The organism is Micromonospora sp. NPDC005087, assembly GCF_042872965.1.
Classification (GTDB): Bacteria; Actinomycetota; Actinomycetes; order Mycobacteriales; family Micromonosporaceae; genus Micromonospora.
The window spans coordinates 212,018-228,124 of the sequence record NZ_JBIALB010000006.1 but is presented as its reverse complement, the minus strand read 5'-3'; the positions used below and the strand labels follow the sequence as shown (position 1 = coordinate 228,124).

The window sequence follows — 16,107 nt, the reverse complement described above, 5'->3', positions numbered from 1 at the left end:
CACTGTGCGCCGGTCAGATCGCGATCCGGGCAGTCCCGGCAGCTCAGCAGCCGGTGCCGTTGAGCCGCACCGTGCCCGGGGCGCTCGCGGTGCCGTTGGCGGTGAAGCCCACGGTGACCGACCCGCCCGCCGACAGGGACGGAGCGTGGCTCGGGGCCGCGGCCGTGACAGTCGTACCGGACTGCGTGACGGTGGCGTTCCAGCCACTCCCCAGCGTCACCCCGGACGGCCAGCTCCAGGTCACCGACCACGGGTTCACCGCGGCCGACCCGGCGTTCCGCACGGTCAACTCGCCCTGGAAGCCGCCCTGCCAGGCATTGACCTGCCGGTAGGTGGCCGAGCAGGCGCCGGTCGGCGGGTTGCTCGGCCCGCCGGTGGGTGGCGTCGGGCCGGTGCCGCCGGACGGCGCGATCAGGTACGGCTGGAGGATCGCCTGCTTCGTGGTGTTGATGCTGGTCCAGTCGTCCAGCGCGATGCCGCCGGTGTCGCCGGAGTTGGGGTTCCACGACCAGTAGGTGAAGGACATCCCGGTGACCGCGGTGCCGGTGTAGGCCATCAGCTTCTCCAGCCATACCCGGTCCTTCGGGTCGGCCAGCGTGCTGCCGAACTCACCCATCATGATCGGCGCGATGTTCTGCTTGTGGAGGTAACCCCAGTACCGGTCCCAGATGGCTGGCATGTTCGCCGGATAGTCCGGCGCGTCGAACCAACTCTGCCGGTAGACCGACGTGGCGTACTCGTGCGGTGAGTAGACGAGTCGATTGGCCACGTCCAGCCGTACCGGGAACTGGCCGGCCTTGGACAGGTTGCCACCCCACCAGCCGCAATCCTCGTCGTTGCTCGGGTCGTTATCCCAGACGTTGGAGAGGCCGCCACTCGGGCAGCTCACCCCCTCCACGAAGATCAACCAGTTGGGCTGGCCGCCGAGGATCGCGTTGCCGGCCCGCTCGGCGGCGAGCCGCCAGTCCCGGGCCGGGTCGCCACAGCCCCAGCAGGCGCCGATGGCCGCCGGGTTGGTGCCCTCGGCGTGCGGCTCGTTGTGCAGGTCCGCGCCGATCACCGTGGGGTTGCCCGCGTACCGCTGGGCGAGCATCTTCCAGTCGTTGATCCAGGTTGCCTCGGAGACGGTCGAGGTGTACCAGAGCGGCGACTGCCCCGCCGACGTCGGCCGGTGCCGGTCCAGGATGACCCGCATCCCCTTGCTCCCGGCGTACTCGATCACCTTGTCCAGGATCTGCAACGGGGAGAGCCCGACCAGGTCCGGGTTGACGAAGTCGTTGATCCCGCTGGCGGTCGCGCCCGGCTTCAGCGCGTCGTTCGAGTACGGCACGCGCAGCGTGTTGTAGCCGAGCCGGGCCATCGTGTCGAGCTGCCCCCGCCACGGGTTGCTCGACCAGAGCCCGTGGAAGGTCTTGTTGTCGGTCTCCATGCCGAACCAGTTGATGCCGGTCAGCCGGACCGTGGTGCCGGTGCTGTCCACGATCTGGTTGCCGCTGGTGTGCAGGTACCCGGTGCCGGTTCCAGCTGCGGCGGCCGGGCTGGTGCTGACGGCGGCGATGAACACGCCGGCCGCGGCGGTGACGAGCGCGGTCAGCGCGCCGCCAAGTGCGGTGGGACGGAACATGCGAGCTCCACTTCGGAGGCCCGGCGCCCGCCGTGGGCGGCGCGGGCGGGCGGCCGTCCGCACGCCACGGTCCCTTTGGGGGTACGCGGACAGTGCGCGACGGCCGAGGTCACGCGGACGGGGACACTCGCGGAGGCTCACCGACGACCCCCGACGGCGGTGTCCCGCCGTCGTCGCCCTCGTGCCGGTGACCCAACCTGGCTCCGGCGCCCATTCTCATCAGCCCAGCTCGATGCGTCAACAAGGCCCCGGCTGCCGCTCCCACCCCGCATGATCGTGCTCGATCCTGGAGGTAGTGGTCTCACCCTGGGGTGGATGCCACTACAACCAGGATCCAGTGCGACCTTGGGGCGGCGTGCGGGGTGCGGATACGCCGGAGCCCCGGTCCCGTGCGGGACCGGGGCTCCGGAAGGCTCAGGTCAGGTCAGCCGGCCTGCTCGGCGAGCTGGAGGAACTGCCGCTTGGCGGCGAGGGCCTGCTCGGCCTCCTTGATCCGGCGAGCGTCCCCGGCGCTCTGCGCCCGGGCCAGCCGGTCCTCGGCCTCCGCCACCTGCGACCGCATCTGGGCGAGCAGCGGGTTGTCCTCCTTGGTGGTCCGGCGCCAGGCCGAATCCATCACCTCGCGGACCTTGTCGTCGATGACGCGCAGCCGGCGCTCCAGCCCGGCGGCGGCCTCCCGGGGCACCCGGCCGGCCTCGTGCCACTGGGCCTGGATGTCCCGCAGCTTGGCCTGGGCGCCCTTCGGGTCGGCGTCGATGTCCAGTGCCTCGGCCTCGGCCAGCAGAGCCTGCTTGCGCTCCAGGTTGGCGCGCTGCTCGTTGTCGCGGGCGGAGAAGACCTCGCTGCGCCGGCTGAAGAAGGCGTCCTGCGCGGCCCGGAACCGTTCCCAGAGCTTCTGCTCGGCCTCCTTGGAGGCGCGCGGCGCGGCCTTCCACTGGGTCATCAGCTCCTTGAGCTGGTTGGCGGTGGCCGCCCAGTCGGTGGAGTCCTTGAGCGTCTCCGCCTCGGCGACCAGCTCCTCCTTGGCGGTCTGCGCCTGCTTGCGCTGCGCGTCCAGGGAGGCGAAGTGGGCGCCCCGGCGCCGGGTGAAGCCGTCCCGGGCGGCGGCGAACCGCTTCCACAGCTCACCATCGGCCTTCTTGTCGACTCCGCGGATGGTCTTCCACTCGTCGAGGATCTCCTTGAGCCGGTCGCCGGCGGTCTTCCAGCCGGTTGACTCGGCGGCGAGCTTCTCGGCCTCCTCGACCAGCGCGGTCTTGCGGGCCAGGGCTTCGCCGCGAGCGGCGTCCCGGGCGGCACGCGCCTCGCCGGCCTTCTCCTCGGCGAGGGTGGCCAGCTTGTCCAGCCGCGCGGCCAGCGCGTCGATGTCGCCGACCACGTGGGCCTCGGGCAGCGAGGCGCGGATCCGCCGAATCGTGCTCAGCGAGTGCCCGGCGTCCGCCGCACCCGAGTTGAGCCGCGCTTCGGTCAGGTCCACCTCGGTCACCAGATCGGCGAAGCGCCGTGCGAAGTGCGCGAGGCCCTCCTCCGGTGCTCCCGCCTGCCAGGATCCGACCACCCGCTCGCCCTCGGTGGTCTTGACGTACACGGTGCCGTCCGCGTCCACCCGTCCGAAGGCAGTCCAGTCGCTCATGTGCCCATCCTCGTTCTCCCGGCGTCGAGGGAACCGTCCCCCGTCGCCGCCACGGCGCAGCCAAGTTGCTTCCGGCATTGTCACAGGTCCGACCCGGTCCGCGTCGAGCGCCTATCGCCGACCGTGACCATACGGTGTCCTAGGGCCCGATTGACCGGATCAGCGCGGAGACGCACCGGGGATTCCCGCTACGGTAAACGGGTGCCACTGGTCGCCGCCGCCGTCTGCCCGCATCCGCCCCTGCTCGTGCCTGAGGTGGCGGGCGCCGCCGCGCCCGAGTTGGACGATTTGCGGGCGGCCTGCGACACCGCCGTACGCGGGCTGCTGGCCGCCGACCCGTCCACCGTGGTGCTGCTCGGCGCCGGCCCGGTGACCGGCCCGGTCCCGCCTCCGGCCACCGGCTCCCTGCAGCCCTGGGGCGTCGACCTGGACGTGCCGCTCGCCCCCGGCCAGCCGGACCGGGGCGCGGTGCTGCCGCTGAGCCTGACCATCGGTGCGTGGCTGCTGGCCCGGCACGCCGTGCGGCTGCCGGTGACCGCCGTGCAGGTGGCCGCCGACGCCGCCCCCGCCGAGCTGGCCGCGCTCGCCGACGAGGTCGGCGCTGTGGGTGCCCGGGTGGCACTGCTGGTGCTCGGGGACGGGTCGGCCTGTCGGGGGGAGAAGTCCCCGGGGTACGACGACCCGCGCGCCAACGCGTACGACCAGCGGGTGGCGACCGCCCTGGCCGAGGCGGACGTGGATGTCCTGCTCGATCTCGACCCGGTTGTGTCCGCCGAGCTGAAGGCCGCCGGCCGGGCGCCCTGGCAGGTGCTCGCCGGCGTGGCCCGGTCGACCGGCGGCGGGTGGCGCGGCGAGCTGCTGCACGACTCGGCCCCGTACGGCGTCGCCTACTTCGTGGCGTCCTGGGTGCCGGCGTGAGTGGCGACGGGGGCCGCCCGATCGGCACCGTCGTCGCGGTGGTCGGCCCGACCGCGGCGGGCAAGTCGGCGTTGAGCATCGCGTTGGCGCATGCCCTGGACGGGGAGGTGGTCAACGCCGACTCGATGCAGCTCTACCGTGGCATGGACATCGGCACCGCCAAGCTGACCCCCGCCGAGCGGGACGGGGTGCCGCACCACCTGCTGGACATCTGGGAGGTCACCGAGCCGGCCAGCGTCGCGGAATACCAGCGTCTGGCCCGCGCGGCGGTGGACGACATCCTGTCCCGGGGGCGGGTGCCGCTGCTGGTCGGCGGCTCAGGGCTGTACGTGCGGGCGGTCCTGGAGCGCTTCGACTTCCCCGGCACCGACCCGGAGCTGCGCGAGCGGCTGGAACGGGAGCTGGCCGAGGTCGGCCCGGCGCCGCTGTACGCGCGGCTGCGCGCGGCCGACCCGGCCGCCGCCGAGGGCATCCTGCCCGGAAACGGCCGGCGGATCGTCCGGGCCCTGGAGGTGATCGAGCTCACCGGTGCCCCGTTCACGGCGTCGTTGCCGGAGCCGGCCCCGTACTACCCGTCGGTGCAGCTCGGAGTCGACCTTGACACCGGGCTGCTGGACGAGCGGATCGCGCTGCGGGTCGACCGGATGTGGGCCGACGGCCTGCTGGCCGAGACCCGCGAGCTGGTCGGGCGGGGGTTGCCCGAGGGGCGGACGGCCAGCCGGGCGCTCGGCTACCAGCAGGTGCTGCGGTTCTTCGCCGGTGAGTTGACCGAGACGAAGGCGCACGACGAGACGGTCCGGGCCACCCGGCGGTTCGTCCGCCGGCAGCGGTCCTGGTTCCGGCGCGACCCGCGGATCCACTGGCTGGATTCGGCCGCGCCGGACGTGATCGAGGCCGCCCTGCGTCTGGTGCCCGCTCCTGCGCGATGATGGGGGCGTGGAGTTCACCAAGGGCCATGGCACCGGCAACGACTTCGTCGTTCTCCCCGACCCGGACGGTCAGCTCGATCTGACCCCGGAGCTGGTCGCGGCGCTCTGCGACCGGCGGCGGGGCATCGGCGCGGACGGGGTGCTGCGAGTGGTCCGCGCGGCCAAGCATCCGGAGGGTGCCGGGCAGGCCGGTGAGGCCGAGTGGTTCATGGACTACTGGAATTCCGACGGCTCGTTGGCCGAGATGTGCGGCAACGGCGCCCGGGTCTTCGTCCGCTACCTGGTCGACACCGGGCTGGCCATGCCGGCCGGTGTGGCGCTGCCGGTGGCCACGAGGGCAGGCGTCGTGCGCGCGCGGGTCGAGGGGGACGTCATCGCCGTCGAGATGCGCCGCCCCCGGCTGCACGCCGACTCGACCGCCACGCTCGGCGGGCTGACCCTGCCCGGCACCGCCGTGGACGTCGGCAACCCCCACCTGGTCTGCGTCCTGCCGGCCGGTCTGGAGCTGTCCACGCTGAATCTCGCCACCGCGCCCGGATTCGACCCGGCGCTCTTCCCGAGCGGCGTGAACGTGGAGTTCATCGTGCCGGGCGAGCCGGTCGACGGCACCGACGAGCACACCCTGATGCGGGTGTACGAGCGCGGCAGCGCGGAGACCCTCTCCTGCGGCACGGGCGCCTGCGCGGTGGCCGCGGTGGCCCTGCGCGACGCGGCCCGGGACACCGGCAGCGTCGCCGTCGACGTTCCCGGCGGCCGGGTCACGGTGACCGTCACCGAGGACTCCTGCTGGCTGTCCGGCCCCGCCCTCCTGGTGGCCAGCGGCGAGGTCGACCTCGCTGCGCTGCCCGCCTCGGCCTGACGCCCGGCGGCGCTGGCCCGTCCGGTCCTCTGCCGCCCGCGTGCCGCGTCTGCTGGTCGCCCGTGTGCCGCGTCTGCTGGTCGCCCGTGTGCCGCGCTCGACCGCGGTCGGTCACCGCGAAGCCTTTGCTCTGCTTCACCCCACGCAACGGTTGATGTCCGGTAATCGGACACCGACCGTTGCGGTGGTTGAAGCAGAGCAAAGCGGGGGAGACGACCACCAACCGGTCGTCTCCCCCGCTCACGTCGATACCGGCGTGTGCCGGGCCGGCTCCGCGTCGATCAGTCCGTCAGGGGGTGGCGCTGGCGTTGGCGGCGATCTCGGGGAGGTCGGCGGGGCCCGGGTCGGCGGCCGGCAGCGGGCTGGGGTTGTGGGCGGCGGCGCGGACCGCGGCGGCGACCGCCGGGGCGACCCGGGAGTCGAAGACGCTGGGCACGATCACCGTCGGGTTGATCTTGTCTTCGCCGACCACGTCGGCGATGGCCTGGGCGGCGGCGAGCGCCATCTCCTCGGTGAACTCCTCGGCGTGCGCGTCCAGCATGCCGCGGAACACCCCGGGGAAGGCGAGCACGTTGTTGATCTGGTTCGGCTGGTCCGAGCGGCCGGTGGCCACCACGGCGGCGTGCTTGCGTGCCTCCCGCGGGTCGACCTCCGGGTCCGGGTTGGCCAGCGCGAAGACGATCGAGTCCTTGGCCATCTGGGCGATGTCGTCGCCGGTGAGCAGGTTCGGCGCGCTGACCCCGATGAAGACGTCCGCGCCCCGGATCGCACCCGGCAGGTCGCCGGAGTAGTTCTCCTTGTTGGTGTTGTCCGCCAGCCACTGCCACGCCGAGTTGAGCCCGGTCAGCCCACGGTGCAGGGCGCCCTCCCGGTCGTACGCGATGATGTCGCCGACGCCCTGGCGCAGCAGCAGCTTCATGATCGCCGTGCCGGCCGCGCCGGCGCCGGAGACCACCACCCGCACGTCCGCGAGCTGCTTGCCCACGACCCGCAGCGCGTTGGTCAGCGCGGCCAGCACGCAGATCGCGGTGCCGTGCTGATCGTCGTGGAAGACCGGGATGTCCAGCAGCTCACGCAGTCGGGCCTCGATCTCGAAGCAGCGCGGCGCGGCGATGTCCTCCAGGTTGATCCCGCCGTACGCCGGCGCGATCGCCTTGACGATGGCCACGATCTCGTCGGTGTCCTGGGTGTCCAGGACCACCGGCCAGGCGTCCACCCCGCCGAAGCGCTTGAACAGCGCCGCCTTGCCCTCCATCACCGGCAGCGACGCGGCCGGGCCCAGGTTGCCCAGGCCGAGCACCGCCGAGCCGTCGCTGACCACCGCGACGGTGTTGCGCTTGATGGTCAGCCGGCGGGCGTCCGCCGGGTTCTCGGCGATCGCCATGCAGACCCGGGCCACCCCGGGGGTGTACGCCCGGGACAGCTCGTCGCGGTTGCGCAGCGCGACCTTCGAGGTCACCTCGATCTTGCCGCCGAGGTGCAGCAGGAACGTCCGGTCCGACACCTTGCGCACGTCCACGCCGTCCAGCGCGGTCAGCGCGTCCACCACCTGGTCGGCATGGCCGGCGTCGGCGGTGTCGCAGGTCAGGTCGACGATCACGTGGGTCGGGTCGGAGTCCACCACGTCCAGCGCCGTGACGATCGCCCCCGCCTCGCCGACCGAGGTGGTGAGCCGGCCGATCGAGGAGGCGTCCGCGGTCACGGCGATCCGGATGGTGATCGAGAATCCGGCGCTCGGCAGTCGGGTGATGGCCACGGGGTCCCTCCGTCACAGCTGTGCGGCCGCTCGGCCGCCGCCCAGCATTTCTACCGGGTTGTCGAGGTCGACCGGCATTCGCCCCCGCTTTTGGCGACCTTCGGCACGGGCATATAGCAGGTGCGCTCGGCGTTGACACATGTCAGGATTACGTTCTACTTATCAAAACGGACAGGAGAACCGCTTGCGAGACCAGGAGAGCTTTGTCCCCGTCGAGGACGAGCTCGACGACGTCACCACCGGCGAGATGGAGCTGTCGGAGCGGCAGTCGCTACGACGCGTACCGGGCCTCTCCACCGAGCTCACCGACGTCACCGAGGTGGAATACCGGCAGCTGCGGCTGGAACGGGTCGTCCTGGTGGGGGTCTGGACCGAGGGCACGGTGACCGATGCGGAGAACTCGCTGACCGAGCTGGCCGCGCTCGCCGAGACCGCCGGCTCGCAGGTGCTCGAGGGGCTGATTCAGCGCCGTACGCGACCCGACCCGGCCACCTACATCGGCCGCGGCAAGGTCGACGACCTCGGCGCTGTGGTGCTCTCCACGGGCGCCGACACGGTGATCTGTGACGGTGAGCTGTCCCCGTCCCAGCTGCGCAACCTGGAGCAGCGCACCAAGGTCAAGGTGGTCGACCGGACGGCGCTGATCCTCGACATCTTCGCCCAGCACGCCAAGAGCAAGGAGGGCAAGGCGCAGGTCGAGCTGGCCCAGCTGGAATACCTCCTGCCGCGGCTGCGCGGTTGGGGCGAGACGCTCTCGCGGCAGACCGGTGGTAGCGGTCGCGGCGGCGGCGCCGGCGGCGGCGTGGGTGTGCGTGGCCCCGGTGAGACCAAGCTGGAGACCGACCGGCGGCGCATCCGGCACCGCATCTCCCGGCTGCGCCGCGAGATCAAGAGCATGAAGACGGTACGCGTGACCAAGCGCGCACGGCGCACCCGTAACGCCGTCCCCGCGGTGGCCATCGCCGGCTACACCAACGCCGGCAAGTCCAGCCTGCTCAACCGGCTGACCGGCGCGGGTGTGCTGGTGGAGAACGCGCTCTTCGCGACGTTGGACCCGACCACCCGTAAGGCCACCGCCGCCGACGGGCGCCTCTACACCCTCTCGGACACGGTCGGCTTCGTCCGGCACCTGCCGCACCAGATCGTCGAGGCGTTCCGCTCGACGCTGGAGGAGGTCGCCGAGGCGGATCTGGTGGTGCACGTCGTCGACGGCGCCCACCCGGACCCGGAGGAGCAGGTACGGGCGGTCCACGAGGTGCTCGCCGAGGTGGGCGCCGACCGGCTCCCCGAGCTGCTGGTGGTCAACAAGACCGACACGGCCGACGAGGACACGCTGCTGCGGCTCAAGCGGCTCTGGCCGGACGCGATCTTCGTCTCCGCGCACACCGGGCGGGGCGTCGAAGGGCTGCGCGAGGCGATCGAGGAGCGGCTTCCCCGACCGGCCGTGGAGGTCCGGGCCGTCCTGCCGTACGACCGGGGTGACCTGGTGGCACGGGTGCACCGTACGGGCGAGGTGCTCAGCACGTCGCACCTGCCGGAAGGCACCCTGCTGCACGTGCGGGTCGGCGAGGCGCTCGCCGCCGAGTTGGCGCCGTTCGACGTTGAGCGACAGGGGCAGACGGCCGGCAGCCGGCGCTGAGCGGCCCCGGCGTCATCCCCCGGAAACGCGCGGCATGCGACACTGACCGAATGCGCCGCGTTGTTTCCTCGGTCACGGTTGCCCTCGGCCTGTTCGGGGCAACCGTGGCGCTCGCCGGAGTGGCTGTCGCCGCTCCCGCCCCCGCATCTCTCGAAGCGCCCGCCGTCACTCCCGGTAAGAAGCGGTGCACGATCGCCGACGAGCGACTGCGCGAGCTGTCCGGGATGGTGGTGACCAAGAGCGGCTACATCGTCATCAACGACGGCACCGAGGTCTCGGCACGCAAGCGGGTCTTCTTCCTGGACAGCAAATGCAAGATCTCGAAGGACCCGGTCCGCTACTCGGGGGATGGCCCGTTCGACACCGAGGACCTCGCTCTCTCACCGAACGGCGCGACCCTCTGGATCGCGGACACCGGCGACAACGTCTTCGCCAAGGAGCGCCGTAAGCGGGTCGCGCTCTGGTCGATGCCGGTCACCGGCGGCAAGGAGCCGGTGCTGCACCGGCTCTCCTACCCCGAGGGCAAGCCCCACGACGCCGAGGCGCTGCTCATCGGCAACGATGGCAAACCGCTGATCATCACCAAGGTGACCAGCGGGAAGGCCGAGATCTACACCCCCACGGCGGCGCTGAAGAACGGCGACACCGACCCGGTGCCGATGCGCAAGGTCGGCGACATCGCGCTGCCCAGGACAGAGACCGAGAACCCGCTCAACACGTTCGGCCGGGTCGCGATCACCGGCGCGGCGCGGTCGCCGGACGGCACCCGGGTGGTCCTGCGCACCTACGCGGACGCCTTCGAGTTCGACGTGACCGGCGGCGACATCGTCGGCGCGCTCACCACTGGCAAGCCCCGGGTGACGCCGCTCACGGACCCGTTCGGTGAGGCCATCAGCTACACCACGGACGGCAAGACCTTCCTCACCGTCTCCGACGGCCAGCAGTTCACCGAGGAGGAGACGGTCGACATCCTCAGCTACACGCCGTCCACCTCAACGGCGCAACCGCTGGCGGAGGATGCCGGTGAGTCCAAGTCGGCCGCCTCCAAGTCCTGGATCGACGGGATGAGCTTCGACGACATCACGTACCTGGTCGGCGCGGTCGGGCTGATCGGCCTGCTGCTGGTTGGTGCGGGCATCGTCGGCATCCTCCGGGCCCGCCGCCGCCCGCCGACCGCCGATGGCTCCGACCGGTCGGATCCGGACGGCGAGCCTCTGGGCCCGCCCGGCGCCCGTGCCGACGACGGGTTCCCGGCCGGTGACCGTGCGGGTGGCGTCTACGGTGGTGGCGCGCCGGCCGGTGGGGCGGTCTACGGCGCCGGCGGCGGGACGTACGGCGGCGGCGCGGGTCGTGGTGGTCCCGCCCCGGCGGGCGGCGGGGTGTACGGCGGTGGCCGTCCCGCGGCCGCCGACGGTGGCTACGGCCCTGCCCCGGCGGGCGGCCCGCCCGGCGTCTACGGCGGGGGTCGTCCCCCGGCGGGCGGCGGTGGTCGGCCGGCGGGTGGCGGCGGTCGTCCTCCGGGCGGTGGCCGTCCCGGCGGAGGCGTGTACGGCGGCGGAGGCCAGCCCGGTGGTGGTGGCCAGCCCAGCGGCGGTCGGGCGGAGCCGCCACGGCGTGGTGGGCCGGAGCCGGACTACCGGGGCCAGCGGCCCGGTCGTCGGCGTGAAGAGGACGCGCCCGTGGACCCGTACGGGCAGTATCCCGGGGGCGGTCGCGGCCACCGGGGCGACCGCTACTGACGCGTCCCGGCCACGTGCCCTGACGCACCCTGAACGACTGCACCGCCCTGGGCGGCGCGGGTGAGTGCCGTGGGCACTCACCCGCGGACCGGTCAGATCCGGCGCAGCACCGCCACGACCCGGCCCATGATGGTGGCGTCGTCACCGGGGATCGGGTCGAAGGCTGGGTTTTGCGGCATCAGCCAGACGTGCCCGTCGCGCCGCCGGTAGGTCTTGACGGTCGCCTCGCCATCGAGCATGGCTGCCACGATCTCGCCCGAGTCGGCGGTGGGCTGCTGCCGGACGACCACCCAGTCGCCGTCACAGATCGCGGCGTCGAGCATCGAGTCGCCCTTGACCTGGAGCATGAAGACCTCGCCCTCGCCCACCAGCTCGCGGGGGAGGGGGAAGATGTCCTCCACCGCCTGCTCGGCGAGGATCGGCCCACCGGCGGCGATCCGGCCGAGCATCGGCACGTATGCCGGGGTCGGCCGCTGCGCGCGGGACAGTTCGTCGTCGATGGCCTCGCTCGGGGCCCGGACGTCCACCGCGCGCGGCCGGTTGGGGTCGCGGCGCAGGAAGCCCTTCTTTTCCAGCTCCTTGAGCTGGTAGGCGACGCTGGACGGCGACACGAGGCCGACCGCCTCGCCGATCTCCCGGACGCTCGGCGGGTAGCCGTGGCGCTCCACCCAGCTGCGGATGAACTCCAGGATGCGGCGCTGGCGGGCGGTCAGGTCGACCGTCGCCGGGTCGGGGAAGGTGCTGACCACCGGGGTGACCGGGCGCACGACGGGCTGGCCCGTCCGGCTGCGCGCGGCGCTGCGGCGTCGGGTGGCCGGCGGGCCCGCCTCGGTGATCTGCTGCGGGCTCTTCGGCCGGCTGGCCCGGTCCTCGGTCACGTCCGTCCTCCCTGGTCGGCGCTGGGTGCCTCGTCGGCTCGTGGTGCGTGCGGTGGTGCCACGACGGTGCTGGGGGTGGTGCGTCGCCGCGTGTGGCGAAGATCCATCGCACCCGGCTGTTCCTGACCGTATAGGTGAGATCGGTCATTTTCAAACATCTGTACGACCTCTCACCGGCGTGTCGGGGTGAAAAACCGCTCCTGTCGTACGGATGTTCTGATAAATGGTACGTCGGATAGCACGGGTGTTCGATCCTCGGTCGTTTTGCGGGCTACTTCGGCCCGTTGGCCGGTAACCGCGGCGGGGGTCCGGCGTTGGGTCTTCCGGTGGAGCGCTGGGGGTGGATGACCGGATGGTCCGTGACGCGCCGGACACGCCAGCCAACTTGACCCGGGTTCGCCAGCGACATACGGTCAACCCCTAGATGTAGTAGTGACACGGGCGTAAGTTGCCTACAGGTTGGGTCCGACTGCCGACCGCACTCTCGTAACGTCGACCACGGCGGGCGCCGTCTCCGGACGGCACCGTCGTGGCGAGCCGTGCCCGGGAGTGCCCGGCGCAACCGTGGTTGATCATGATTAGGAGGTAGGCGATGCGGTGTCCGTACTGCCGGTACGCCGACTCCCGGGTGGTCGACTCGCGGGAGGCCGACGACGGTCAGCTCATCCGGCGGCGACGGTCCTGCCCGGAGTGCGGCAAGCGGTTCACCACCGTCGAGGAGGCGGTCCTCGCGGTCGTCAAGCGCAGCGGGGTGACCGAGCCGTTCAGCCGTACGAAGATCATCGGCGGGGTGCTCAAGGCGTGCCAGGGCCGGCCCGTCGACGAGGACTCGATCGCGCTGCTGGCCCAGAAGGTCGAGGAGACCGTGCGGGCCAAGGGTGCCGCCGAGATCCCCAGCCATGACGTGGGGCTGGCCATCCTGGGCCCTCTGCGGGACCTGGACGAGGTGGCGTACCTGCGGTTCGCCAGCGTCTACCGGTCCTTCGACTCGCTCGCCGACTTCGAGCAGGAGATCGAGACATTGCGGGCCGCGGCCCGCGCCCGGGAGGGCGCGGCCCAGGCCGGGGCGGCGGGGACCGCCGGCCGTACCAACTGAGGTTTGTGTTGCTGACAGGTGGAAGCGCGGCGGGTGGCCGCGTGGACGAGGGGGCGGATGAGATGTCGGGGGATGGTGTGACGACAAGCAGGTCACGGAGCAAGGCCAGCGCGAGCGCCGGGGTGAAGATCGAGCGGGTGTGGACGACCGAGGGGGTCCACCCGTACGACGAGGTCACCTGGGAGCGCCGCGACGTCGTGATGACGAACTGGCGGGACGGCTCGATCAACTTCGAGCAGCGCGGGGTGGAGTTCCCGGAGTCGTGGAGCGTCAACGCGGCGAACATCGTGACCACCAAGTACTTCCGGGGCGCGGTGGGGACCCCGGAGCGGGAGTGGTCGCTCAAGCAGTTGATCGACCGGGTGGTCAGCACCTACCGCACCGCGGGTGAGGAGTACGGCTACTTCGCCAGCCCGGCCGACGCCGAGATCTTCGCGCACGAGCTGACCTGGATGCTGCTGAACCAGGTGTTCAGCTTCAACTCGCCGGTCTGGTTCAACGTCGGTACGCCGTCGCCGCAGCAGGTCAGCGCCTGCTTCATCCTGTCCGTCGACGACTCGATGGACTCGATCCTCGACTGGTACAAGGAGGAGGGGCTGATCTTCAAGGGCGGCTCCGGCTCCGGGGTCAACCTGTCGCGGATCCGCTCGTCCCGTGAGCTGCTCTCCTCCGGCGGCAACGCCTCCGGCCCGGTCAGCTTCATGCGCGGCGCGGACGCCTCGGCCGGCACCATCAAGTCCGGCGGCGCGACCCGGCGGGCGGCCAAGATGGTCATCCTCGACGTGGACCACCCGGACATCCAGGAGTTCGTGGTCACGAAGGCGCGCGAGGAGGACAAGATCCGCGCGCTGCGCGACGCCGGGTTCGACATGGACCTCGGCGGCTCCGACATCGTCAGCGTGCAGTACCAGAACGCCAACAACTCGGTCCGGGTCTCCGGCGAGTTCATGGCGGCGGTGGAGAACGGCGGCGGCTTCGACCTGCGCGGCCGGCTGGACGGCTCGGTGATCGAGACCGTCGACGCCAAGAAGCTGTTCCGCGCCATCTCCCAGGCCGCCTGGGAGTGCGCCGACCCGGGCCTGCAGTACGACGACACGATCAACGACTGGCACACCTGCCCGGAGACCGGGCGGATCACCGCGTCGAACCCGTGCTCGGAGTACCTGCACCTGGACAACTCCTCGTGCAACCTTGCCTCGCTCAACCTGATGAAGTTCCTCCGCGCCGACGGTGGCTTCGAGGTGGAGAAGTTCGTCAAGTCCGTCGAGTTCGTCATCACCGCGATGGACATCTCCATCTGCTTCGCGGACTTCCCGACCGAGAAGATCGGTGAGACCTCCCGCGCCTACCGGCAGCTCGGCATCGGCTACGCCAACCTGGGCGCCCTGCTGATGGCCACCGGCCTGCCGTACGACTCGGAGCAGGGCCGCTCGGTCGCCGCGGCGATCACGTCCCTGATGACCGGCACCGCCTACCGCCGCTCGGCCGAGTTGGCCGGCGTCGTCGGCCCGTACGACGGCTACGCCCGCAACGCCGAGCCGCACAAGCGGGTCATGCGCAAGCACGCGGCGGCCAACGACGAGATCAAGCCGACCAGCCCGGTGGCCACCGCGATCGTCCGCGAGGCGACCAGGCAGTGGACCCAGGGCAACAAGATCGGCGACAAGAACGGCTGGCGCAACGCGCAGGCGAGCGTCCTCGCCCCGACCGGCACGATCGGCTTCATGATGGACTGCGACACGACCGGCGTGGAGCCGGACCTGGCGCTGGTCAAGTTCAAGAAGCTGGTCGGCGGCGGCTCGATGCAGATCGTCAACCAGACGGTTCCGCGTGCCCTTCGCAGCCTCGGCTACCCCGAGGAGCAGGTCGAGGCGATCGTCGAGCACATCGCCGACAACGGCCACGTGGTGGACGCCCCCGGCCTCAAGCCGGAGCACTACCCGGTCTTCGACTGCGCGATGGGTGAGCGGACGATCGCCCCGATGGGTCACGTACGGATGATGGCGGCCATCCAGCCGTTCGTCTCCGGCGCGATCTCCAAGACGGTCAACATGCCGGAGGCGGCCACCGTCGAGGACGTCGAGAAGATCTACTTCGAGGGCTGGAAGCTCGGCCTCAAGGCGCTGGCGATCTACCGGGACAACTGCAAGGTCGGCCAGCCGCTTTCGGTGGCCAAGTCCAACAAGGCCACCGAGCCGGCCGCCGTCGAGACCGCAGCCGCCGCGCCGGCCGCGGTGGAGAAGGTCATCGAGTACCGGCCGGTGCGTAAGCGCCTGCCGAAGAAGCGCCCGTCCGAGACGGTCAGCTTCTCCGTCGGTGGCGCCGAGGGCTACCTCACCGCGTCGTCCTACCCGGACGACGGCCTCGGCGAGGTCTTCCTCAAGATGTCCAAGCAGGGCTCGACCCTGGCCGGGGTGATGGACGCCTTCTCGGTGGCCATCAGCATCGGTCTGCAGTACGGCGTGCCGCTGGAGACGTTCGTCAGCAAGTTCACCAACATGCGCTTCGAGCCGGCCGGGATGACCGACGACCCGGACGTGCGGATGGCGGCCTCGGTGATGGACTACATCTTCCGTCGCCTGGCGTTGGACTTCCTGCCGTACGAGCGCCGCGCCGAGCTGGGCATCTTCACCGCCAGCGAGCGGGCCGCGCAGCTGCGGGCCGAGGCCGACGCGGAAGCCGCCGCCGTGACCGGCGCGGAGCTCACCGCGATGGCGTCCTCGGCACCGGTGGAGGCCCCGGCCAAGCCGGAGGCCGTCGCGCAGCCGGCGCAGGAGATGGTCGAGGTGGCCGCCGCCAAGCCGGCTCCGAGCGTGGGTTCCAGCACCGAACTGCTCGAGGCCGTGATCGGCAAGGCCGCCGACGCGCCGCTCTGCTTCACCTGCGGTACGAAGATGCGCCCGGCCGGTAGCTGCTACGTCTGCGAGGGCTGCGGCTCCACCAGCGGCTGCAGCTGACGTACGCGATCGACCGTATTACCCGCGAGCGCGGCAGGGATCACCTGCCGCGCTCGCGGCATTCCCGCCTGATCGACTC

The 16,107-nt window shown here is 71.5% G+C and carries 11 protein-coding genes; 7 read left to right on the top strand and 4 right to left on the bottom strand.

Annotated features, from left to right (window positions below; translation table 11 throughout):
• Window positions 1-43: 43 nt before the first annotated feature.
• Both ACFYPS_RS17020 and ACFYPS_RS17015 read right to left on the bottom strand, forming a co-directional pair.
• Window positions 44-1,624, bottom strand: a complete 1,581-nt coding sequence (locus ACFYPS_RS17020) for a cellulase family glycosylhydrolase (protein WP_354963167.1) — start codon at window positions 1,622-1,624, stop codon at window positions 44-46.
• A 424-nt stretch (window positions 1,625-2,048) separates the two neighbouring features.
• On the bottom strand, window positions 2,049-3,257 hold the full coding sequence (locus ACFYPS_RS17015) for a DUF349 domain-containing protein (protein WP_354963166.1): 1,209 nt from the start codon (window positions 3,255-3,257) through the stop codon (window positions 2,049-2,051).
• Between the two features lie 201 nt (window positions 3,258-3,458).
• Between ACFYPS_RS17015 and ACFYPS_RS17010 the strand changes: the two genes are divergently transcribed.
• From ACFYPS_RS17010 to dapF, 3 genes are read left to right on the top strand one after another with little or no spacing between them, the layout of a single operon-like run.
• Entirely contained in the window at window positions 3,459-4,175 is a 717-nt protein-coding gene (locus ACFYPS_RS17010) for a class III extradiol dioxygenase subunit B-like domain-containing protein (protein WP_354963165.1), read from the top strand.
• On the top strand, window positions 4,172-5,104 hold the full coding sequence (gene miaA, locus ACFYPS_RS17005) for a tRNA (adenosine(37)-N6)-dimethylallyltransferase MiaA (protein WP_354963164.1): 933 nt from the start codon (window positions 4,172-4,174) through the stop codon (window positions 5,102-5,104). The genes ACFYPS_RS17010 and miaA overlap by 4 nt, the downstream gene beginning before the upstream one ends.
• Window positions 5,105-5,111: 7 nt before the next feature.
• Window positions 5,112-5,963 (top strand): diaminopimelate epimerase, encoded by an 852-nt coding sequence (gene dapF, locus ACFYPS_RS17000; protein WP_354963163.1) that lies wholly within the window; start codon window positions 5,112-5,114, stop codon window positions 5,961-5,963.
• A 289-nt stretch (window positions 5,964-6,252) separates the two neighbouring features.
• Here dapF and ACFYPS_RS16995 read toward each other — a convergent pair whose 3' ends face one another.
• Window positions 6,253-7,719, bottom strand: coding sequence for an NAD-dependent malic enzyme (locus ACFYPS_RS16995; protein ID WP_354963162.1), 1,467 nt, complete (start codon window positions 7,717-7,719; stop codon window positions 6,253-6,255).
• 184 nt (window positions 7,720-7,903) lie between these two features.
• Here ACFYPS_RS16995 and hflX point away from each other — a divergent pair, with 184 nt between their 5' ends.
• Together hflX and ACFYPS_RS16985 are read left to right on the top strand one after the other, a co-directional pair.
• Window positions 7,904-9,358, top strand: coding sequence for a GTPase HflX (gene hflX, locus ACFYPS_RS16990; protein WP_354963161.1), 1,455 nt, complete (start codon window positions 7,904-7,906; stop codon window positions 9,356-9,358).
• Window positions 9,359-9,408: 50 nt separating this feature from the next.
• The gene (locus ACFYPS_RS16985) at window positions 9,409-11,097 is read left to right on the top strand and encodes a hypothetical protein (protein ID WP_354963160.1); all 1,689 of its coding nucleotides are present in this window, start codon (window positions 9,409-9,411) and stop codon (window positions 11,095-11,097) included.
• 92 nt (window positions 11,098-11,189) lie between these two features.
• Here ACFYPS_RS16985 and lexA read toward each other — a convergent pair whose 3' ends face one another.
• Window positions 11,190-11,975 (bottom strand): transcriptional repressor LexA, encoded by a 786-nt coding sequence (gene lexA / locus ACFYPS_RS16980; protein WP_354963159.1) that lies wholly within the window; start codon window positions 11,973-11,975, stop codon window positions 11,190-11,192.
• Between the two features lie 592 nt (window positions 11,976-12,567).
• On the opposite strand from lexA, the gene nrdR reads away from it, so the two are divergent.
• Together nrdR and ACFYPS_RS16970 are read left to right on the top strand one after the other, a co-directional pair.
• Window positions 12,568-13,071: a transcriptional regulator NrdR gene (gene nrdR, locus ACFYPS_RS16975; protein WP_354963158.1), complete on the top strand. Its 504-nt coding sequence runs from the start codon at window positions 12,568-12,570 to the stop codon at window positions 13,069-13,071.
• 62 nt (window positions 13,072-13,133) lie between these two features.
• Entirely contained in the window at window positions 13,134-16,028 is a 2,895-nt protein-coding gene (locus ACFYPS_RS16970; RefSeq protein WP_354963157.1) for a vitamin B12-dependent ribonucleotide reductase, read from the top strand.
• The last annotated feature ends 79 nt before the right edge of the window (window positions 16,029-16,107 follow it).

Bases quoted from the DNA above. Each gene is read 5' to 3' on its own strand.
- ACFYPS_RS17020 (WP_354963167.1), bottom strand. From the start codon at position 1,624: ATGTTCCGTCCCACCGCACTTGGCGGCGCGCTGACCGCGCTCGTCACC.
- ACFYPS_RS17015 (WP_354963166.1), bottom strand. From the start codon at position 3,257: ATGAGCGACTGGACTGCCTTCGGACGGGTGGACGCGGACGGCACCGTG.
- ACFYPS_RS16985 (WP_354963160.1), top strand. From the start codon at position 9,409: ATGCGCCGCGTTGTTTCCTCGGTCACGGTTGCCCTCGGCCTGTTCGGG.
- nrdR (WP_354963158.1), top strand. From the start codon at position 12,568: ATGCGGTGTCCGTACTGCCGGTACGCCGACTCCCGGGTGGTCGACTCG.
- ACFYPS_RS16970 (WP_354963157.1), top strand. From the start codon at position 13,134: ATGTCGGGGGATGGTGTGACGACAAGCAGGTCACGGAGCAAGGCCAGC.